This window comes from Jiangella muralis, assembly GCF_001270745.1.
Classification (GTDB): domain Bacteria; phylum Actinomycetota; class Actinomycetes; order Jiangellales; family Jiangellaceae; genus Jiangella; species Jiangella muralis.
This window is the reverse complement of record NZ_KQ434759.1, coordinates 113342-133341: the sequence shown is the minus strand read 5'-3', so window position 1 is coordinate 133341 and position 20000 is coordinate 113342. Positions and strand designations below refer to the sequence as shown.

Annotated in this window: 16 protein-coding genes; 8 read left to right on the top strand and 8 right to left on the bottom strand. The window is 72.9% G+C overall.

Translation table 11 applies throughout. From position 1 onward, the window contains the following. Positions 1–210: 210 nt before the first annotated feature. Genes ACW62_RS16995 through ACW62_RS16985 form a run of 3 tightly spaced genes read right to left on the bottom strand, consistent with a single transcriptional unit; the run spans position 211 to position 2770 of the window. Complete coding sequence (locus ACW62_RS16995; protein ID WP_053205299.1) at positions 211–978, bottom strand: energy-coupling factor ABC transporter ATP-binding protein; 768 nt, start codon at positions 976–978, stop codon at positions 211–213. Beyond that, on the bottom strand, positions 975–1736 hold the full coding sequence (gene cbiQ / locus ACW62_RS16990) for a cobalt ECF transporter T component CbiQ (RefSeq protein WP_053205298.1): 762 nt from the start codon (positions 1734–1736) through the stop codon (positions 975–977). The genes ACW62_RS16995 and cbiQ overlap by 4 nt, the downstream gene beginning before the upstream one ends. Beyond that, positions 1733–2770, bottom strand: a complete 1038-nt coding sequence (locus tag ACW62_RS16985) for an energy-coupling factor ABC transporter permease (RefSeq protein ID WP_053205297.1) — start codon at positions 2768–2770, stop codon at positions 1733–1735. Before ACW62_RS16985 ends, cbiQ begins: the two co-directional genes overlap by 4 nt. A gap of 458 nt (positions 2771–3228) precedes the next feature. Between ACW62_RS16985 and metE the strand changes: the two genes are divergently transcribed. Next, on the top strand, positions 3229–5499 hold the full coding sequence (gene metE / locus ACW62_RS16980; protein ID WP_053205296.1) for a 5-methyltetrahydropteroyltriglutamate--homocysteine S-methyltransferase: 2271 nt from the start codon (positions 3229–3231) through the stop codon (positions 5497–5499). A gap of 141 nt (positions 5500–5640) precedes the next feature. Beyond that, on the top strand, positions 5641–6693 hold the full coding sequence (locus tag ACW62_RS16975; protein WP_157574810.1) for a type IV toxin-antitoxin system AbiEi family antitoxin domain-containing protein: 1053 nt from the start codon (positions 5641–5643) through the stop codon (positions 6691–6693). On the opposite strand, the gene ACW62_RS16970 is transcribed toward ACW62_RS16975, so the two are convergent. Next, positions 6650–7654: a LacI family DNA-binding transcriptional regulator gene (locus tag ACW62_RS16970; RefSeq protein WP_053205294.1), complete on the bottom strand. Its 1005-nt coding sequence runs from the start codon at positions 7652–7654 to the stop codon at positions 6650–6652. The two genes, ACW62_RS16975 and ACW62_RS16970, sit on opposite strands and share 44 nt — an antisense overlap. 240 nt (positions 7655–7894) lie before the next feature. Between ACW62_RS16970 and arfA the strand changes: the two genes are divergently transcribed. The 6 genes from arfA to ACW62_RS16940 all read left to right on the top strand — a co-directional run bounded on the left by arfA (position 7895) and on the right by ACW62_RS16940 (position 15859). Continuing rightward, positions 7895–9403, top strand: a complete 1509-nt coding sequence (arfA, locus tag ACW62_RS16965) for an arabinosylfuranosidase ArfA (protein ID WP_053205293.1) — start codon at positions 7895–7897, stop codon at positions 9401–9403. Positions 9404–9429: 26 nt separating this feature from the next. Next, positions 9430–10767, top strand: coding sequence for an ABC transporter substrate-binding protein (locus tag ACW62_RS16960; protein ID WP_205629415.1), 1338 nt, complete (start codon positions 9430–9432; stop codon positions 10765–10767). 4 nt (positions 10768–10771) lie between these two features. After that, positions 10772–11731: a carbohydrate ABC transporter permease gene (locus ACW62_RS16955; protein WP_205629414.1), complete on the top strand. Its 960-nt coding sequence runs from the start codon at positions 10772–10774 to the stop codon at positions 11729–11731. Between the two features lie 62 nt (positions 11732–11793). Further along, positions 11794–12600: a carbohydrate ABC transporter permease gene (locus ACW62_RS16950; RefSeq protein WP_053205369.1), complete on the top strand. Its 807-nt coding sequence runs from the start codon at positions 11794–11796 to the stop codon at positions 12598–12600. Next, positions 12597–14867, top strand: a complete 2271-nt coding sequence (locus ACW62_RS16945) for a glycoside hydrolase family 43 protein (RefSeq protein WP_053205291.1) — start codon at positions 12597–12599, stop codon at positions 14865–14867. Before ACW62_RS16950 ends, ACW62_RS16945 begins: the two co-directional genes overlap by 4 nt. Next, complete coding sequence (locus ACW62_RS16940; RefSeq protein WP_083459850.1) at positions 14864–15859, top strand: glycoside hydrolase family 43 protein; 996 nt, start codon at positions 14864–14866, stop codon at positions 15857–15859. Before ACW62_RS16945 ends, ACW62_RS16940 begins: the two co-directional genes overlap by 4 nt. Before the next feature lies 1 nt (position 15860). On the opposite strand, the gene ACW62_RS16935 is transcribed toward ACW62_RS16940, so the two are convergent. From ACW62_RS16935 to rph, 4 genes are all read right to left on the bottom strand, one after another. Beyond that, positions 15861–16952, bottom strand: a complete 1092-nt coding sequence (locus tag ACW62_RS16935) for an endonuclease domain-containing protein (protein ID WP_053205290.1) — start codon at positions 16950–16952, stop codon at positions 15861–15863. Positions 16953–17060: 108 nt separating this feature from the next. Then, positions 17061–18605 (bottom strand): molybdopterin-dependent oxidoreductase, encoded by a 1545-nt coding sequence (locus tag ACW62_RS16930; protein ID WP_053205289.1) that lies wholly within the window; start codon positions 18603–18605, stop codon positions 17061–17063. Positions 18606–18673: 68 nt separating this feature from the next. Next, positions 18674–19279, bottom strand: coding sequence for an RdgB/HAM1 family non-canonical purine NTP pyrophosphatase (rdgB, locus tag ACW62_RS16925; protein WP_053205288.1), 606 nt, complete (start codon positions 19277–19279; stop codon positions 18674–18676). Next, positions 19276–19998 (bottom strand): ribonuclease PH, encoded by a 723-nt coding sequence (gene rph, locus ACW62_RS16920; RefSeq protein WP_053205287.1) that lies wholly within the window; start codon positions 19996–19998, stop codon positions 19276–19278. The genes rdgB and rph overlap by 4 nt, the downstream gene beginning before the upstream one ends. Positions 19999–20000 lie beyond the last annotated feature (2 nt).

Sequence of the window (20000 nt, the reverse complement as noted above, 5' to 3'; positions counted from 1 at the left end):
GTTCTGGACAAGTAGTTTCGAGATTTCGAAAACATTTCCAGCTATCCGGATGCAGGGAATCATGCCAGTGATCGTTCGCGACGACAAGGGCCCAGCCAGGAGGTCGGCCACACGTCCACCATGATCATCCGACTTTTGAGCTGCTCTGACACCCCAAAAGTTGGATGATCATGGCCGGACCCGGCGGCCGCCGGCGGACGCACGGACGAGTCAGGCGGTGGGCGGGGCGACCGAGCGCGGGTCGAAGCCGTACGGCAGCTCCAGCCGGTGCGCGGCCAGCAGCGGCTCGTCCGCCAGCACGTCCGCGGTCGGACCGTCGGCCACCACCGTCCCGCCGGACAGCACGACCGAGCGCGGGCACAGCTGCAGCGCGAACGGCAGGTCGTGCGTGACCACCAGCTGGGTGACGTCGAGCGCGTCGAGGATGTCGTACAGCTCGCGCCGGCTGGCGGGGTCGAGGTTGCTGGTGGGCTCGTCCAGCACCAGGATCTCCGGGCGCATCGCCAGCACCGTCGCGACGGCGACCCGGCGGCGCTGGCCGAACGAGAGGTGGTGCGGCGGCCGGCCGGCGACGTCGCCCATGCCGACCAGCGCCAGAGCCTCGTCGACGCGAGCGTCCAGTTCGGCGCCACGCAGGCCGAGGTTGGCCGGGCCGAAGGCGACGTCGTCGCGGACCGTCGGCATGAACAGCTGGTCGTCGGGGTCCTGGAAGACGATGCCGACCCGGCGGCGGACCTCGCGCAGCGTGTCGCGGTCGCCCGGCCGCACCTCCAGCCCGCCGACGCGGACCGTGCCGACGCCGCCGGACAGGATGCCGTTGAGGTGCAGCACCAGCGTCGTCTTGCCGGCGCCGTTGGGCCCGAGCAGCGCGACCCGCTCGCCCCGTCCGATCGTGAGGTCGACGCCGAACAGCGCCTGGTGGCCGTCGGCGTAGGCGAACGCCAGCCCGCTGACCTCCAGCGACGCGTCGCCCGTCACGCCAGCACCGCCGTCAGCGCCACGACCGCGGCGGCCAGTGGGAGCGCGGCACCGCGCAGCCAGTCGGCGCGGCTCGCGCCCGCGGTGGACGTCAGCGGCATCGAGCCGCCGTAGCCGCGCGCCAGCATCGCCAGGTGCACCCGCTCGCCCCGCTCGTAGGACCGGACGAACAGGGCGCCGGCGCCCTGCGCGACCACCCGGACGTGACCGAGGTGGCGGGCCTCGAAGCCGCGCGACTCGCGGGCGATGCGCATGCGGCGGAGGTCGCCGGTGACGACGTCGGCGTAGCGGATCATGAACGACGCGATCTCTACCAGCCGGTCTGGTACGCGCAGCCGCTGCAGCCCGGCCAGCAGCGCCCGCACATCCGTCGTCGCCGCCAGCAGGATCGACGCGACGACGCCCAGCGTGCCCTTGGCGAGGATGTTCCAGCCGGTCAGCAGGCCGTGCTCGCTCAGCGACAGCCCCAGCACGTCGACCCGCGGGCCCTGCGACACGATCGGCAGCAGCAGCGCGAACACGACGAACGGGATCTCTACCACCATCCGGGTGATGATCACGCGGGCCGGCACGCGGGCGAGCGCCGCCACGCCGGCCAGCAGCACCGCGTAGGCGCCGAACGCCGCGTACTCCTCCCGCGGCGTCGCGACCACCACCAGCACGAACGCCAGCAGCGCCAGTATCTTCACGTGCGCCGGCAGCCGGTGCGCCGGCGAGTCGCCCGGCCGGTACAGCGCGAGCCCGTGGCCACCGCTCACCGGACGGCGTCCGCCCGCTTCGCAGCTGCCGGCGACCGGCGGCCGACCAGCCGGAACAACACCACGCCGAGGACCACGACCACCGCGACGCCGAGGACCCCGGCCACACCGACCGGGATGCCGCCGACCTCGCCGTAGTCGGCCAGCGCGGAGCCGCCGAACGCGTGGTCGCGGGCGGTCGCGAGGAAGCCCTCGTCCTCGGCGACGTACTCCAGGCCGTCCGGATGGGCGCTGGCGAAGAAGCTGACGACGCCGGCCAGCGCCAGCGCGACCACGCCGCCACCGATGAGCAACGGCCGCACGCTCCCCCGCGCGGCCACCGGCTCCGGCCCACCCGCCGCGACCGGCACCAGCGTCCCGTCGGCGTTCCTCAGTTGCAGCGGCGCGCGCAGCCCGCGCGCCGCGTACACGAGGTCCGGCCGGACGGCGACGACGGCGCTCACCGTCAGGCCGGTGATGACCGCCTCGCCGATGCCGATCAGCGTGTGCCAGCCGAGCATGCTCACCGTCAGCGCGCCCAGCGACAGCGACGCCTCGCCGCCGACGGCGAACAGCAGCACGAAGACCAGGGCCGCCACCGGCACCGACAGCAGCGCGCCGGCCGCCGAGGCCGGCACCACCGACGCCGGCCGTTTCGGCAGCACCGCCAGCACCGCGCGCGTCACCACCCAGCCGACGACCACCGTGGTGATGCCGATGAGCGAGATGTTCGTGCCTAGCGCCGTCAGCCCGCCGTCGGCGAACAACAGTGCCTGCACGAGCAGCACCACCGACAGGCACAGCACCGCCGTCCACGGGCCGACCAGCACGGCCGCGAGCGCCCCGCCCATCAGGTGGCCGCTGGTGCCGACGCCGACCGGGAAGTTCAGCATCTGCACGGCGAACACGAACGCCGCGGTGAGGCCCGCCAGCGGCGCCGCCCGCTCGTCCAGCTCGCCCTGCGCCTTGCGCAACGCCACCGCGACACCCGCCGCCGCGACGGCGCCGGTCGCGACCGACGTGGGAGCGTTCAGGAACCCGTCGGGGACGTGCATGGGTGTCCTCCTCGCGACCGGGACGGGGCGTGATTCTGCAACTGACCTGCGACGACAGGCAGCGACTTTCTTGCTCACTGCATGATGCGACATAGTCGCACCTGGCGCAAGGATGCGGGCGGGCCGTTCATCCGGCCGCCGCCTGGCGTTGGCCCGCAGCGTGATCGCGAGCCCTGGCGCATCTCCCGGGACGAGATTGCTCCGGCGCCGACGCGGCCGGCGCCGCAGGACTCGGACCGGCGAATTCCCGAATGATGAGACACGATCGTCCGTATGACGGGACGTCGCCTTGCGGTCGCGTGCCTGGCTCCTAAGATCGCTGGCACTGGTGGTTCGGCCGGCGGGCACCTGATGGGTGCGATCCGGCCGACGCAAGAGGCCCCTGGCGCGGTTGACGTCGACCGGGTGGCCGGCCCCCGGCGAACGCCTGTCCGCGCTCCCGAGGAGACACCACTCTCATGACCCGTCCCACCCCTGCCCTGACCGCGACCGTGCCCGGCTACCCGCGCATCGGCCCGGACCGCGAGCTCAAGCGCGCCCTGGAGGCGTACTGGTCCGGCGAATCCGGCCGCGACGACCTCGACGCCACGGCGCGCGCCGAGCGCGAGCGGACCTGGCGCCGGCTCGCCGCGCTGGGCCTGGACGCCGTCCCGTCGAACACGTTCTCGCTGTACGACCAGGTCCTCGACGCCGTCGTGCTGGCCGGCGCGGTGCCGCCGCGGTTCGCGTCGCTCGGGCTGGACGGCCTGGGCACGTACTTCGCGATGGCCCGCGGCACCGGCGGCGTGGCGCCGCTGGAGCTGACCAAGTGGTTCGACACCAACTACCACTACCTCGTCCCGGAGATCGGCCCGGCGACGCGCTTCCACCTCGACCCGGCCAAGCCGGTGGGCGAGTACCGGGAGGCGCTGGCGCTGGGCGTCGAGACCCGGCCGGTGCTGCTCGGGCCGGCCAGCCTGCTGCTGCTGTCCAAGCCGGCGGACGGCGCGCCCGGCGGCTTCGCGCCACTGGACCGGCTGGACGACCTCGTCACCGTCTACGCGCTGCTGCTGGCGACGCTGGCCGACGAGGGGGTCGCGTGGGTGCAGCTGGACGAGCCGGCCTACGTCGCGGACCGGACTGACGCGGAGCTGGATGCGCTGCGCCGGGTGTACTCGCGGCTGGGTGAGCTGGCGGATCGGCCGGCGATCCTGGTGTCGTCGTACTTCGGCTCGCTCGGCGACGCGCTGCCGGTGCTGGCGTCGTCGCCGGTGGAGGCGATCGGGCTGGACCTGGTCGCGGGTGACCTGCCCGCTGCCGGCACCCCCGGCCTGGACACCAAGACCGTCGTCGCGGGGGTGGTCGACGGCCGCAACGTCTGGCGCACCGACCTCGACGCGGCGCTGGCCACTCTGCGCGCCGTCCAGGCGCGGGCCGGCTCCGTCGCCGTCGGGACGTCCTGCTCGCTGCTGCACGTCCCGTACGACCTCGACGCCGAGACCGCGCTGGACCCGCAGCTGCGGTCGTGGCTGGCGTTCGCCGACCAGAAGGTCGCCGAGGTCGTGACGCTCGCGGCCGCGCTGCGCGGCGAGGACCGCTCGGCGGAGTTCGCCGCCGCCCGGGCCGCGCTGGCCGATCGTGCCGCCGCCCCGCGCGTCGTCGACGACGGTGTGCGGACGCGGCTGGCCGGGCTCACCGCGGCCGACGCCCGGCGCGCGCCGTACGCCGGCCGGGCCGCCGCCCAGCGCGACCGGCTCGGCCTGCCGCCGCTGCCGACGACGACCATCGGGTCGTTCCCGCAGACCGGCGACATCAGGCGGGCGCGGGCCGCGTACCGCGCCGGGCGGCTGGACCGCACCGAGTACGTCGCCAGGATGCGGGCCGAGATCGAGCGGGTCATCCGGCTGCAGGAACGGCTCGGTCTCGACGTCCTCGTGCACGGCGAGCCGGAGCGCAACGACATGGTGCAGTACTTCGCCGAGAACCTCGCCGGGTTCGTCACGACCGAGCACGGCTGGGTGCAGTCGTACGGATCGCGCTGCGTCCGCCCGCCGATCCTCTACGGCGACGTGTCACGGCCCGCGCCGATCACTGTCGAGTGGGCCACCTACGCGCAGTCGCTCACCGAGCGGCCGGTGAAGGGCATGCTGACCGGGCCGGTCACGATCCTCGCGTGGTCGTTCGTCCGCGACGACCAGCCGCTGGGCGACACCGCCCGGCAGGTCGCGCTGGCGCTGCGCGACGAGGTCGGCGAGCTGGAGGCGGCCGGCGTCGGGATCGTGCAGGTGGACGAGCCGGCGCTGCGCGAGCTGCTGCCGTTGCGGGCCGTTGCGCGGCCGGACTATCTCGACTGGTCGGTGACGGCGTTCCGCCTCGCGACGTCCGGCGTGGCCGACGCGACGCAGGTGCACACGCACCTCTGCTACTCCGAGTTCGGCGACGTCGTGGCCGCGATCGACGGGCTGGACGCGGACGTCACCAGCATCGAGGCGGCGCGGTCGCGGATGGAGATCGTGCCGGACGTCGCGGCGTCCGGGTTCGGGCGCGGCATCGGCCCCGGCGTGTACGACATCCACTCGCGGCGGGTGCCCGACGCCGACGAGGTCGAGGCGCTGCTGCGGCGGGCGCTGGCCGACATCCCCGGCGACCGGCTCTGGGTGAACCCGGACTGCGGCCTGAAGACGCGCGCCTACGAGGAGGTCGAGCCGGCGTTGACGGCGCTGGTCGAGGCGGCCTGGCGCGTGCGCTGACGCTGTCGCCCCAGTCGGGAGGGAGTTCTCCTCGCTCTGGCGGGCAAAACTCCTTCCCGACGACTTGGACGACGGGTCGGTTGTCCACAGATCCTTCAGCGGGCCTGGCATCCCGCACGTCGTCGACGCAGGCTGTTCGGCATGGCTCAGATGCGTGCCGAGAACCTGGCCCGGCTACAGGACGGGCTCATCACCCGAGGCCAAGCGCTCGCGGCCGGGCTGACGCCGTCGGCGATCGAGCACGCGCTGCGGCGCGGTGGACCGTGGCAGCGGGTGGTCCGTGGTGTCTACGCGACGTTCACCGGTCCGCTGGCACCGCTACACCGACTGCGAGCGGCCTGCTTGCGGGTCGGCGACGGCGCGCTGGTCACTGGGGCCTGGGCATGCTGGATGTCCGGACTGAAGTACGGCCCACCCACCGGAGCTGTCGTGGACATGCTGGTCGCACGCAAAATGGACCGCTCGGACACGGGCTTCGTCCGGGTTCATCAGACATCACGACTCCCTCAGATGCAGTTCTGGATCAATCGCGACGAGACGGCGGGCGCGCTGCCGGTTCCACCCGACCTGGTGCTCGACAGCATCGCGCCCACGGCCCGGCCCGGTGTGATCCCGACGGTGCCCGCCGCGCGCGCCGTCATCGATGCCGTCGTGCTCGGGACGCTGCAGCCCTCCGAGTGGACGCCGGCACACCGGGGCGCGGGACTACGCAACGTCCGCGCGCTGATGTGCGAGGTCGTGCAGCGCCGCAAGTCCAGCCTGGCCGAGCTGCGGGTCGAGGCGCGGGCAGCGAGACGGCGAGGATCGGCGCTGATCCGCGTGGCGCTGGCGGACATCGAGGCGGGCTGCCGGTCGGCGCCGGAGTGCGAGCTGCGCGACGTGGTACGCCACAGCCGGATCCTGCCCGAGCCGCACTGGAACCGGCCGCTGCCCGGTGTTCGCGGGATCGTCCCGGATGCATGCTGGGACGAGCAGCGGCTGGTTGTCGAGGTCGACTCGCGCTCGTTCCACGGGTTCGGCGACGCGCCGGAGCGGACCGAGCACCGTCGGGCCCGGCTGGCCGCACTCGGCTGGGTGGTACTCCCGGTGTCGCCGGCCCGGCTGCGAGCCGACCCAGCGGGGGTTCAGCTGCAGATCGAGGCCGCCTACATCATGGGGCGAGGCCGGCCGTGCTCTCGCGGATCTCGAGCGTGAACGGGACGTCGATGCGCTCGGCCTTCGCCTCGGGGTCGGCCAGCCGCCGGACGATCAGGCGGATCGCCTCGGCGGCGAGGAACGGCACGTCCGGCGAGACCGTCGTCAGCGACGGCGTCGAGTAGCGGCCGTCCTCGACGTCGTCGAAGCCCGCCACCGCGACGTCGTCCGGCACCCGCAGGCCGCGCTCGTGCAGCACCCGCAGCGCGCCGAGCGCCATGAGGTCGTTGAAGCAGAACACGGCGTCGACGGGGCGGCCGCTGTCGAGCAGGCCGGCCATCGCCTGGGCGCCGCTGGCGCGGCTGAAGTCGAGGTCGGAGACGACCAGGCGGCCGTCGACCGGCAGATCGGCGTCGCGCAGGGCGGCGCGGTAGCCGCGGGCGCGCAGCCCACCGGTGCCGGCCCGCTGCGCGCCGACGGCCGCGATGTGCCGCCGCCCCAGCCCGACGAGGTGCGTGGTGACCTCGCGGGCCGCCCGGACGTTGTCGATGGCGATGTGGTCGAAGCCGGCCGGATGCCCCCGCTCGCCCAGCAGCACCATCGGCGTCGACCCCGGATGCGCCGCGACGTCGGCGGACGTCATCGCCATCGGGCTGAACACGACGCCGTCGATCAGCTGGGTGTCGAGGGAGTCCAGGGCGATGCGCTCGCGCTCGGCCTCACCGAACGTCTCCTCGATCAGCACCGTCAGGCTCTGCCGCTTCGCGACGGCGCCCAGCTCGGACGCCAGCGCCGCGAAGTACGGCGACGTCAGCTCCGGCAGCGCGATGGCGAGGAACCCCGACCGTCCGTGCCGCAGGCTGCGCGCCGACACGTTCGGCCGGTAGCGCAGCTCGGCGATGGCGGCGAGCACCTTCTGGCGGGTCTTCTCGGTGACGTTCGGGTGGTTGTTGATGACGTTGGAGACGGTCTTGAACGACACGCCGGCGAGGTCCGCCACGTCCTTCAGCCGCGTGCCCACCTGCCTGCCCCTCTCGCCTGCCCAGGACGATCTGACCGTGTGTCTGACCGAGTCTAGGGATCGCCCGGTCCCCGGCCGACCGCTTTTCCGGCCCGGAGACCGGACCGGACCAACTCGCCACCCTCTCTTCCCAAACCCAGGTTATCCGTTGTAAAACTGTCCGCAAGGTTATCCGTTGTAAACGGCAATGCCAGGATTTCTCGCACCACCGAGTCGCTGCGGAAGGCACGGGAGGCACTCTTGTACGACGTCGAGGTCGGACTGGATCCGGCATTCACCGTGGGCGCCGTCGACCCGAGGTTGTACGGGTCGTTCGTCGAGCACATGGGACGGTGCGTCTACGGCGGCATCTTCGAGCCCGACCACCCGACCGCCGACGAGCACGGGTTCCGGCAGGACGTCGCCGACCTGGTGCGGGAGCTGGGCGTCACGACCGTCCGCTACCCGGGCGGCAACTTCGTCTCCGGCTACCGCTGGGAGGACGGGGTCGGGCCGGTGGCGGACCGCCCGCGCCGCCTCGACCTGGCCTGGCGGTCGCTCGAGCCGAACACCGTCGGGACGGACGAGTTCTGCCGGTGGGCCCGCGGTGTCGGCGTCGACCCGATCATGGCGGTGAACCTGGGCACCCGCGGCGTCGACGCCGCCGTCGACCTGCTCGAATACACCAACTTCGCGCCCGGCAGCACCAGCACCGCCGACCGCCGGGTCGCGAACGGGCACAAGGACCCGCACGCCGTCGGCACGTGGTGCCTGGGCAACGAGCTGGACGGCCCGTGGCAGATCGGGCACAAGACGGCCGACGAGTACGGGCGACTGGCCGCGGAGACGGCGCGCGCGATGCGCCGGGCGGACCCGAACCTGGAACTCGTCGCCTGCGGCAGCTCCAACAGCGGCATGCCGACGTTCGGCAGCTGGGAACGCACCGTCCTGGAGCACACCTACGACCTGGTCGACCACATCTCGCTGCACGCCTACTACGAACCGGCCGGCGGCGACGTCGACAGCTTCCTGGCGTCCTCGGAGGACATGCGCCGGATGATCACGGCGATCACCGCCACCGCGGACCACGTCGGCGCGGTCCGGCGCAGCAGCAAACGGCTGACCGTCTCGTTCGACGAGTGGAACGTCTGGTACCAGCACCGGTTCGCCGGGCAGGACACCCTCGAGCAGACCGAGAACGGCGCCCTGATCGAGGACGTGTACGACGTCACGGACGCGGTCGTGGTCGGCGACCTGCTGATGGCGCTGCTGGACCACAGCGACCGGGTCGCGATCGCCTGCCAGGCACAGCTGGTGAACGTGATCGCGCCGATCCTCACGCGACCCGGAGGCGCGGCCTGGCGGCAGACCATCTTCCACCCGTTCGCGCTGACCGCCCGGCACGCCCGCGGGACGGTGCTGCGCACGGCGGTGCGGACGGCGCAGCTCCCGACGCAGCGCTACGGCGACGTCCCCGCCACCCGGGTGACCGCGGTCCAGGACCCGGAGACCGGCGCGCTCACTCTGCTGGCCACGAACCGGAACCGCACGGAGCCGGCCCGGCTCACCGTCCCGCTGCGCGCGTTCGGTGAGCGGCGGCTGCTGGAGCACCTGACGCTCGCCGACGACGACCCGTCGGCCACGAACTCCGCCGAGCACCCGGACCGGGTCGTCCCGCGTCCGGTCGCCGGCACCGTCATCGACGGCGACCAGACGCTCACCGCGATCCTGCCGCCGTCGTCCTGGCACCTCATCCGCCTGGGCCACTGACCCGGCACGTCTGCGAAGGAGCAGCTGTGACCACACGAATGAACGCGCTCACCCGACGACGCTTCCTCACCGCGACCGGCATGATCGGCGCCGGCGTCGCGCTCAGTGCCTGCGGCGGCGGCTCGGAGTCCCCCGGCGCCGAACCGGCCGAGGGCGACGGCGGTGCCAGCGGCTACGACGGCCCCAACGTCGAGCTGGCGTTCTGGAACGGCTTCACCGGCGGTGACGGCCCGTTCATGCAGGAGCTGGTCGACACGTTCAACTCCGAGCACCCGAACATCGCGGTGACGATGACGGTGTCGGAGTGGGCCGACTACTACCAGAAAGTCCCGACGGCGGTGCAGTCCGGCAACGGCCCGGACGTCGGCATCATGCACATCGACTCGCTGTCCACGAACGCCGCCCGCAACGTCATCGTCCCGCTCGACGACGTCGCCTCGGCCCTGGAACTGGAGGCCGGTGACTTCGCCGAGGCCGTCTGGACGGCCGGCGAGTTCGACGGCCAGCGCTTCGGCATCCCGCTGGACGTGCACCCGCTCGGGTACTACTACAACAAGACGGTCCTGGAGTCGGCCGGGCTGGACCCGGAGAACCCGCCGATGGACCGCACCTCCTACGAGGCGGCGCTGGAGGCGCTGGCGTCGGCCGGGATCCAGGGACACTGGATGTCGCCGCACCCGTTCACCGGCGGGCTGACGCTGCAGTCGCTGATCTGGCAGTTCGGCGGCGACCTGTTCAACGCCGACGGCACGGAGGTCACCTGGGCGGAGGACCCGGGCGTGCAGGCCCTGACCTGGATGGTCGACGCCGTCAACAACGGCTGGAGCGCCAAGGACGTCGGCCAGGACGCCGACGCGATCGCGCTGCAGAACGGCCAGACGGCGTTCAACTGGAACGGCATCTGGCACATCAACACCCTCAAGGAGGTGCCGGACCTGCAGTGGGGCGTGGCGCCGCTGCCGAACATCGGCGGCACCGACGCGGCCTGGGCCGGCTCGCACAACTTCGTCATCATGCGCCAGCGCACGCCCAACGAGGACAAGCTGGCGGCGTCGCGGGTGTTCATCAACTGGGTCAGCCAGCAGTCCATCGCGTGGGCCGAGGGCGGCCAGGTGCCGGCCCGCAACTCCGTGCGCGAGTCCGCCGAGTTCGAGGCGCTGCCGGAGCAGGCCGCGCTGGCGCAGCAGGTCGACTACCTGCATTTCCCGCCCGCCGTTCCGGGCATCGGCGACGTGTTCGCGGACTTCAACCAGGCGCTGAACGAGGCCGTCCTGCTGACGAAGGAGCCGGCGGCGGCGCTCTCCGAGGCGGCCGACCGGGCCACGAAGAAGCTGGAAGAGAACCGCGAACGGTACGACGGGTAGTCCCGTGGCATCCCCCACGACCAGCGCACCCGCGCGCGGCGCCGCCGCGCGCGGGCCCGGCGCCCGGTCCTCCCCCACCCGCATCCGCCGGCACGCGCCGTGGACGCCGTACGCGTTCATGGCGCCGTTCCTGGTCATCTTCGCGACGTTCGTCCTGGCCCCGGCGGTGCTGGGGATCTGGATGAGCCTGCACGACTGGGACTTCCTGCTGCCGAGCCGCCCGTTCGTCGGGCTGGACAACTACACCGCGCTGTTCGACTCGACGTCCGCCGTGTTCGAGGCGTTCTGGCACGGCATGCGCGCGACGGCGATCTTCACCGTCGCCAGCGTGCCGTTCCTGGTCGCGATCCCGCTCGGGCTGGCGGTGCTGCTGAACCGGAGGTTCCCCGGCCGGACGTTCTTCCGCGCGGTCTTCTTCATGCCGTACGTGCTGGGCGTCGCCGTGGTCGGCCTGCTGTTCCGGTTCATCCTCGACCCGAACATCGGCATCGTGAACGGGCTGCTCGGCACGTCGACGCCGTGGATCACCGCCCAGCCGTGGGCGTGGATCAGCCTGGTCGCGATGACGGTGTGGTGGACGCTCGGCTTCAACACGATCATCTACCTGGCCGGCCTGCAGGACATCCCGGGCGAGCTGTACGACGCGGCCAAGGTCGACGGCGCGTCGGCCTGGCAGGTGTTCCGGCACGTGACGCTGCCCGGGCTGCGGACGGTGCACCTGTTCGTCGTCACGATCACGATCCTGGCCTCGGCGAACATGTTCGGTCAGGCGCTGCTGGTGACGAACGGCGGGCCGGGCGACTCCACCCGGACGGCGCTCATCGTGATGCTGACCGAGGGCTTGGAGTCGTTCCGGATGGGCAGCGCTGCGGCGATGTCCTACCTGCTCGCGGTCTTCCTGGGCATCGTCTCGATCGTCCAGGTGCTGGCCATGCGGGAGAGGAGGCCGCGATGGCGGTCCTGACGCGCCCGGAGGCCGGCCCGCGGCCGGCCGGCCCGGCGCCCGGCGCCTACCTGCGTCAGGGCATGTTCTGGCTGTTCCTGCTGGTCCTGACCGTCATCTTCATCGGGCCGATCGTCTGGATGTTCCTGACGTCGATCAAGACGAACCCGGAGGCGACCGCCGTCCCGCCGACGCTGCTCCCGTCGTCGCCGACGTTCGCCGCGTACGAAGGGCTGCTGCGGCTGGACGGTGCGTACCCGGTGCTGCGCTGGTTCCTCAACAGCCTGCTGGCGGCGACGCTGCACATGGTGCTGGTGCTGACGGTCGCGTCGACGGCGGCGTACGCGCTGGCCCGGCTGCACTTCCGCGGCCGCGGCGCGCTGTTCGTCGTGATCGTGTCGACGCTGTTCGTGCCGGGTTTCGTGTTCCTCATCCCGAACTACCTGATCATCGACCGGCTGGGCTGGCTGGACACCGTCTGGGCGCTGACCGTGCCCGGCGCGGCCGGCGCGTTCGGAGTGTTCTTCCTCCGGCAGTTCTTCGCGATGCTGCCCGGCGAGCTGGAGGAGGCGGCGCTGATCGACGGCGCCAACCAGTGGCAGATCTTCACCCGCATCGTCCTGCCGAACTCCAAGCCGGCGCTGGCCACGCTGGCGGTGCTGTCGTTCCTGTCGAACTGGAACGACTTCATCTGGCCGATCTACGTCCTGTTCAGCCCGGAGCGGCTCACGCTGCCGGCCGGGCTGAAGCTGCTGCAGGGCGCGTACACCACGGACTATCCGGTCATCATGGCCGGCGCGTTCGTCGCCAGCGTTCCCGTCCTGATCCTGTTCCTGTTCACGCAGCGCTACGTCATCGAAGGCGTCTCGCGCAGCGGACTGAAGGGATGATCCCCGTGCGTCGTACGTTCCTCGCCGGCATCGCCGCCGTCGTGCTGGCGCTGCCGGCCACGGCTGCGGCCGCCACCGCCGAGCCCGCAGCTGACCCCGTCACCCAGAACCCGATCTCGAGCGAATTCTCCGACACCTACGCCGACCCGGCCGTGATCCGCGGCAAGGACGGCTGGTGGTACCTGTACGCGACCAGCGACCCGCTGCACGAGGCGCCGAGCGAGTTCGGGCTCATGCACATCGCCCGCTCCCGCGACTTCGCCGACTGGGAGTACCTCGGCACGGTGTTCGAGGAGGCGGACCGGCCGGCCTGGAGCACCAGCACCTCGTTCTACTGGGCGCCGGACATCCGCTACGTCGACGGCCAGTACGTCATGTACTACACCGTCACCGACACCGTCGCCGAGCCCGGCCAGTGGAACTACGCCATCGGGGCCGCGACGGCGCCGACGCCGGCCGGGCCGTGGACCGACTCGGGCGGGCCCGTGGTGGCGCCGCGGCCGACCGGCGACGGCAACTACTTCAACACCATCGACCCGGCGCTGCTCTCGGCGTCGGACGGCAAGCGGTACCTGTACTTCGGCGGCTTCCACGGCGGCCTGTGGGTGACCGAGCTGGACGAGACCGGGATGCGCGCCGTCGGCTCGCCCACCCAGGTGAGCGTCGGCGACCGGTACGAGGGCTCGTTCGTGGTCGAGCGGGACGGCTGGTACTACCTGACGGCGTCGTCGGCGAACTGCTGCGCGGGCCCGGTCACCGGGTACAGCGTCTACGCCGGACGCTCGAAGAGCCCGCTCGGCCCGTTCGTCGACCACGAGGGCGTCTCGATGCTGGACTCGCGAGTCGGCGGCACCCAGGTGCTGGCGCAGAACGGCAACCGCTGGATCGGCGTCGGCCACCACACGATCGTCACCGACGTGTCCGGGCAGGACCAGATCGTCTACCACGCGATCGACCGGAACGACGCCTGGCTGGACGCGCCCGGCGGCATCAACGAGCGTCCGACCCTCGTCGACCGGCTGGACTGGATCGACGGCTGGCCGGTCGCGCGGGCCGGCGCGGGCCCGTCCGACACGCCGCAGCCCGCCCCCGTCACAGCCAGTTCGCTCGGGATCGCGAGCGGGGCGCCGGCCTCGAACGCGGCGCTGGTCGGCGACTGGACGGCCGGCACCGACGCGACCGGCGACGGCGGCGACGTCGCGGTGCTGTCCGGCGAGGCGCGGACGGCGCGGAGCGCGCCGAAGGACGTGCGGGTCGAGGCGGACGTGCGGGTGTCCGGCGACGTCACGGTCGGGGTCGCGCGGTCCGGGCGCAACGGCGTCACGGTCACCGTCGACGCCGCTGATCGGACGCTGACCGTCACGTCCACACAGGGCCGCAGCGTCGAGTCCGACTCCGCGCCGCTGCCGTCGCGCTACGACGGCGACGAGTGGACGGCGCTGTCGGTCGAGGTCCGCGACGGGCGGGCCGTGGCCCGGCTGGCGGAGAGCCGGCTCGGCGACGCCGACGCCGAGGTCGCCGTCGACCTGCCCCGCGGCGCGGCCAAGCCGCGCCCCGTCACGCTGGCCGCGTCCGGTGGCGAGGCGCAGGTCGACAACCTCACCGTCGTCGCGGCGCATGACCCCGTGACCAAGCGGGTGGACGAGCCCGAGGCGGGCGACGTCCTGGTCGACGAGCAGTTCGACGACCCGGCGCTCGGCGCGGGCTGGGAGTGGGTCCGGCCGTCGTCGACGGTGACCGCGGGCGACGGCGCGCTGACCTGGCCGCTGGCCTCCGTCGACGTCGTCGGCGCCGGCAACACCGGGCCGCTGCTGCTGCGCACGCCGCCGGAGGGCGACTGGATCGCCGAGACGAAGCTGCACCTCGACCTCGGCTCCGGCACCATCCGCAACTACCAGCAGGCCGGGCTGATCGTCCGGGTCGACGACGACAGCTTGCTGCGCCTCGGCGACGTCGCGATCTGGGGCACCCGGCAGGTCGAGTTCGGCAAGGAGCTGAAGGAGAACGGCGCGCTGCGCTGGGGCGCCCACCTCGGCGGTCCGGTGGCGTCGACCATGTGGCTACGCCTTCACCACACCACCGACCCGGAGACCGGCGAGCACCAGTACCGGTCGGCGTCGTCGCGCGACGGCGAGACCTGGCGGTGGGGCGCGACGTGGACGCTGCCGGCGGACACCTCGCCGCAGATCGGCGTGTACGCCGGCGGCGGCGCCACGCCCGCGACCGTCGCGACCTTCGACTGGTTCCGCCTGTCCGAGGTTCGATGAGGCTGCTGCTGGCGGCCGGGACGGCGCTCGTCGTCCTGGCCGCCTGCGGCACCGCCGAGCCCGACCCCGTCGAAGAGGAGCAGCCCGTGGGCTTCACCAACCCCGTCGTCGACCGCGACTTCCCCGACCCCGCCGTCATCGAGGCCGGCGGCACCTACTACGCCTACGCGACGAACTCGCGGGCCGGGAACGTGCCGGTCATGACGTCGCCGGACCTGGTGACATGGGAGCCGGCCGGCGACTCGATGCCGGTGCTGGCGCCGTGGGTGACCGGCGGGCGGACGTGGGCGCCGGAGATCGCGGTGCACGGGCCGGACCGGTACGTCCTCTACTACACGGCGCTGGGAACGGCGTCGGGGCGGCAGTGCGTGGGCCGGGCGGTCGCGACGTCACCGGCCGGCCCGTTCGTCGACGAGTCCGCCGAGCCGCTGATCTGCCAGGCCGGCGAGGGCGGCTCGATCGACGCCAGCCCGTTCACCGACGCCGACGGCACCCGGTACCTGCTGTGGAAGAACGACGGCAACGCGATCGGCGTCGACACCTGGATCTACGCGCAGCCGCTCTCGCCGGACGGGCTGTCGCTGGTGGGCACGCCCGTCCAGCTGATCAAGCAGGACCAGCCGTGGGAGGGCACGCTGGTCGAGGCGCCGTTCCTCTGGCTGCGCGACGGCACCTACTACCTGTTCTACTCGGCCAACGCGTACGACCGCGCCGAGTACGCCGTCGGCTACGCCGTCTGCGAGGGCCCGCTCGGGCCGTGCGCGAAGCCGTCGTCGTCGCCCATCCTGGCGTCCAGCGACGACGCGGCCGGGCCGGGACACTGCATGCTGGTCGAGAAGGACGGCCGCACTTGGATGGTGCACCACGCCTGGCCGCCCGACTCCGTCGGCTCGGCGCTGCCCGGCCGCACGATGTGGCTCACCGAGGTGACCTGGGAGGACGGCGTCCCCGTGCTCGACGGCCCCCGCGCCGTCGTGGACGTCGTGCCGTAGGTCATGGCGCTCTTTGTGCGGCTCTGGCAGCAGAAAGAGCGCCATGAGTGGCGAGATACGCGGCCTCGATCTGCGCCAGCACCCCGCCCGGGTCCGTGCGCAGCCGGGCCGGCGACACCGGCAGCACCACCCAGCCCAGCGCGGCCAGCCGGGCCCGCCGGTGCTCGGTCCGCTCCGGCGCGTCGCCGAACCCGTGGAACGCGCGCGAGTCGACCTCGACGATCAGCCGCCGCTCCGGCCAGCACGCGTCCGGCACGATCCCGCGCACACCCGGCAGCGGATGGTTCCACCGCGGCTCGGGCAGGATCCGGCTGCCGCGCACCAGGTCCCGCAGTTCGCACTCCGGCGCCGACCGGCAGCCCGCCTCGATGTCCGCCAGCGCCACTTTCGCCAGCTCTGAGCGGCGCGGCCAGGCCGCATCGACCTCGGTGCGCAATGCGGCGGGCCCCGTCTTCCGGCGTTGCACGGCCTCGCACATCAGCGCCCGGACGTTCCGCAAGGCCCGGGTCCGGTGGGCACCGGGCTCCCGGCAGCCGTGGCGGCACCGGCACTCTGGCGACCAGTCCGGCGGCGCGTGCTCGGTGACGGTGACGGCGTCGACGACGGCGCGCACTGTGGGCACCATGAGGATCTCGCCCGGCCGTGCCCGCGGCGCCAGCTCGTCGAGGACCACGTGCGGCGGCAGCAGCGCGTCGGCGTCGTCGAGGCCGATCCAGCCACTCGCCGCAGGCATCCGCACCGTCCGCCTGACGACCACGAAGCCTGTCCCGTGCAACCGGACGTCGCGGGCCACCAGCACCTCGATCCCGTCGCCGGGCGGCGGGCCGTAGCCGAGGCCCGCCATCCAGCAGGCCCACGCCCCGGTGACCAGCGCGTCGTCACCTGCGTAGAGGCGGGCGGCCCGGAGCCGGTGCAGCGGCGACAGCGGGCCGGTGAAGGTCGCGAACACGCCGCGCAGGACACGTTGCCACGGACCGCCCGGCCGCAGGGCATGGACGAGCGCAGCCGGCGACATCCCGGCGGCGAGCGTCTGCTTCCGGGTGATCAGGCCGTCCTGGACCCTGGCCAGCCGGCGCGCGCGTTCGTGAGGCACGCCGCCCAGCCTGCGCCACCGGTAAGGGCCCGGCCAGCCCCCGCGAGCGATCTGTGGACAACTCATGGCGCTCTTTCTGCTGCTGGGGCAACACAAAGAGCGCCATGATCAGTCGACGGTGACGTCGATGGTGTGCCAGCCGGAGGCGCCGTCAGGGGCGGGCGGCGCCTGCTCGGACGTCTGCACCTCGCCGTCGGCGGTGGTGGCGCGGACCTGCAGCCGGTGCTTCCCCGGCTGCGCGTCCCACTCCCACACCCACTGCCGCCAGGTGTCGGTGCTCGGGACGGCGGCCAGCCGGGCGTCGTTCCAGTCGCCGTCGCCGACGCGGACCTGGACCGCCGCGATGCCGCGGTGCTGCGCCCACGCCACCCCCGCGACGGCGACGGTGCCGGCGTCGACGTGGGCGCGGCTGCTCGGGACGTCGATGCGCGACGCGACCTTGACCGGGCCCTTCTCGGCCCAGCCGCGCGTCGTCCAGTAGGCCTCGAAGTCGGCGAACCGGGTGACCTCCAGTTCGACCACCCACTTCGTGGCGCTGACGTAGCCGTACAGGCCGGGCACGATCATCCGCACCGGGAACCCGTGCGCGAGCGGCAGCGGGTCGCCGTTCATGCCGACCGCCAGCAACGCGTCGCGGCCGTCGGTGAGGACGTCGAGCGGGGTGCCGGCGGTCCAGCCGTCCTGCGAGCGGGACCGGACGGCGTCGGCGCCGGTCTGGGGGCGGGCCAGCGCGAGCACGTCCGCGATCGGCACGCCGGACCACAGCGCGTTGCCGATGAGGTGGCCGCCGACCTCGTTGGAGACGCAGTTCAGCGTCAGCCAGCGGTCCTCCAGGCCCATGGCGAGCAGCTGGTCGTAGCTCAGCTCCACCTCGGTCTCGACCATGCCGTGCACCCGCAGCGACCAGTCCTCGGCCCGGACCAGCGGTTCGGACAGCGCGGTGTCGATGCGGTAGAAGTGCTGGTTCGGGGTGCGCCACGGGTCGGCATCAGGGACGGTGAGGTCGACGCCGCCCGGCGGGCGGGCCCGCGGGAGGTCGAGGCTGGCGGCGAGGTCGTCGCGGGAGGTCTCGACGCCGGCCCGGCGGGCGCCGAGCAGCTGGCCGAGCCCGGCGCCGGCAACGGCCAGGCCGGCGGTGACGCCGGCGGCGGTGAGGAACGCGCGCCGGGTGGGCGCCGGTGTGACCGGCAGGGACCCGGCGGCCGCGGGTGGCGCCGCCTTGCCGACCAGCCAGGCCAGCGTCGGCAGCGCGACCAGGCCGGCGGCGAGCGTCGGGATGAGGTCGGCCGTCGTGGAGTCCGGCCGGGCGTTGACCGCCAGCCCGGCGATCACCAGCAGGACGGTGGCGGCGAGCAGCCCGATGCCCCTGCTCCGGGCGGTGAGCAACCCGATCACCGCGCCGAGCAGCACCAGCACCACGCCCATGCCGGCCAGCAGCACGGTCTTGTCGTTCGTGCCGAAGGTCTCGACGGCGAAGTCCTTCAGCCAGCCCGGGGTGTGGTCGATGAACTCCTCACCGACCGCCACGACCGGCGTCTCGGCCCGGCCCAGCGCACCGGCCACGATCTCGGCGACGGCCAGCCCGAGGCCCAGCGCGACGACGCCGGCCAGCGCCGGCGGCCACCACGAGCGCGCGGACTCAGTAGACGTCACCCTCCGATCATCCTCTCGGAAGGCGATCCCGCCCACCGCCGGCCATGATCGTCAGCGTTTGTTCAGGATCACAGGGCGGCGAGGTGTACGGCAATCCCCCGGAACGCCTTCCCCCGGTGTGAGATGGCGTCCTTCTCCGCAGGCTCAAGCTCGGCGGTCGTCCGGTCGGAGCCGGACGGCACGAAGATCGGGTCGTAGCCGAACCCGTTGCTCCCCCGCGGCGCCCGCACGACGACGCCGTCGACGCGCCCTTCCGAGGTCCAGGCGGCGCCGCCGGGCAGCGCCAGCGCGGCGACGCAGACGAACGCCGCCTGCCGCGCGGAGTCCGGCACGGTGGTCAGCTGCGCCAGCACCAGCCGCAGGTTGGCGCCGTCGTCGCCGTGGACGCCGGCCCAGCGCGCCGAGAACACGCCGGGCATGCCGCCGAGTGCCGCGACGGACAGCCCGGAGTCGTCGGCCAGCGCCGGCAGCCCCGTCGCCGCGGCCACCGCGTGCGCCTTGAGCAGCGCGTTCTCCTCGAACGTCAGCCCGGTCTCCTCGACGTCCTCGACGCCGGGGAACTCCGCAACGGAGACCAGCGACACCGGCGTGCCGGCGGCGGAGAGGATGCGGGCGATCTCCGGGACCTTGTGCGCGTTGCGGGTCGCGAGAACGACCTTCGGCGACGAACTCACCCGACCAGCGCCGCGGTCTGCAGGTCGGTCAGCTCCTTGCAGCCGGTGCCGGCCAGCGCGAGCAGGGAGTCGAGCTCCTGGCGGTCGAACGGCGCGCCCTCGGCGGTGCCCTGCACCTCGATGAACCGGCCGTCGCCGGTCATGACGACGTTCATGTCGGTCTCGGCGCGCACGTCCTCCTCGTAGCAGAGGTCGAGCAGCGGCTCACCGTCGACGACGCCGACGGAGATGGCCGACACGGAGTCCGTCAGCACCTGCTCCGACGACAGCAGCTTCTCCGTGCGCATCCACTCGACGGCGTCGCGCAGCGCGACGTACGCGCCGGTGATGGCGGCCGTACGGGTGCCGCCGTCGGCCTGGAGCACGTCGCAGTCGATGACCAGCGTGTTCTCACCGAGCGCCTTGGTGTCGATGACGCCGCGCAGCGACCGGCCGATGAGCCGGGAGATCTCGTGCGTGCGGCCGCCGATGCGGCCCTTCACCGACTCGCGGTCGGAGCGGGTGTTCGTGGACCGCGGCAGCATGGCGTATTCGGCCGTCACCCAGCCCAGGCCGGAGCCCTTGCGCCAGCGCGGCACCCCCTCGGTGACCGACGCGGCGCACAGCACGCGGGTCTTGCCGAACTCGACGAGCACCGAGCCCTCGGCGTGGTCGAGCCAGCCCCGGGTGAGCCGGACGGTGCGGAGCTGATCGGCGCTGCGGCCGTCGATACGGGTCATGC

Bases quoted from the DNA above. Each gene is read 5' to 3' on its own strand.
- ACW62_RS16945 (WP_053205291.1), top strand. From the start codon at position 12,597: ATGATCCCCGTGCGTCGTACGTTCCTCGCCGGCATCGCCGCCGTCGTG.
- ACW62_RS16975 (WP_157574810.1), top strand. From the start codon at position 5,641: ATGGCTCAGATGCGTGCCGAGAACCTGGCCCGGCTACAGGACGGGCTC.
- ACW62_RS16940 (WP_083459850.1), top strand. From the start codon at position 14,864: ATGAGGCTGCTGCTGGCGGCCGGGACGGCGCTCGTCGTCCTGGCCGCC.
- ACW62_RS16985 (WP_053205297.1), bottom strand. From the start codon at position 2,770: ATGCACGTCCCCGACGGGTTCCTGAACGCTCCCACGTCGGTCGCGACC.
- ACW62_RS16950 (WP_053205369.1), top strand. From the start codon at position 11,794: ATGTTCTGGCTGTTCCTGCTGGTCCTGACCGTCATCTTCATCGGGCCG.
- rph (WP_053205287.1), bottom strand. From the start codon at position 19,998: ATGACCCGTATCGACGGCCGCAGCGCCGATCAGCTCCGCACCGTCCGG.
- metE (WP_053205296.1), top strand. From the start codon at position 3,229: ATGACCCGTCCCACCCCTGCCCTGACCGCGACCGTGCCCGGCTACCCG.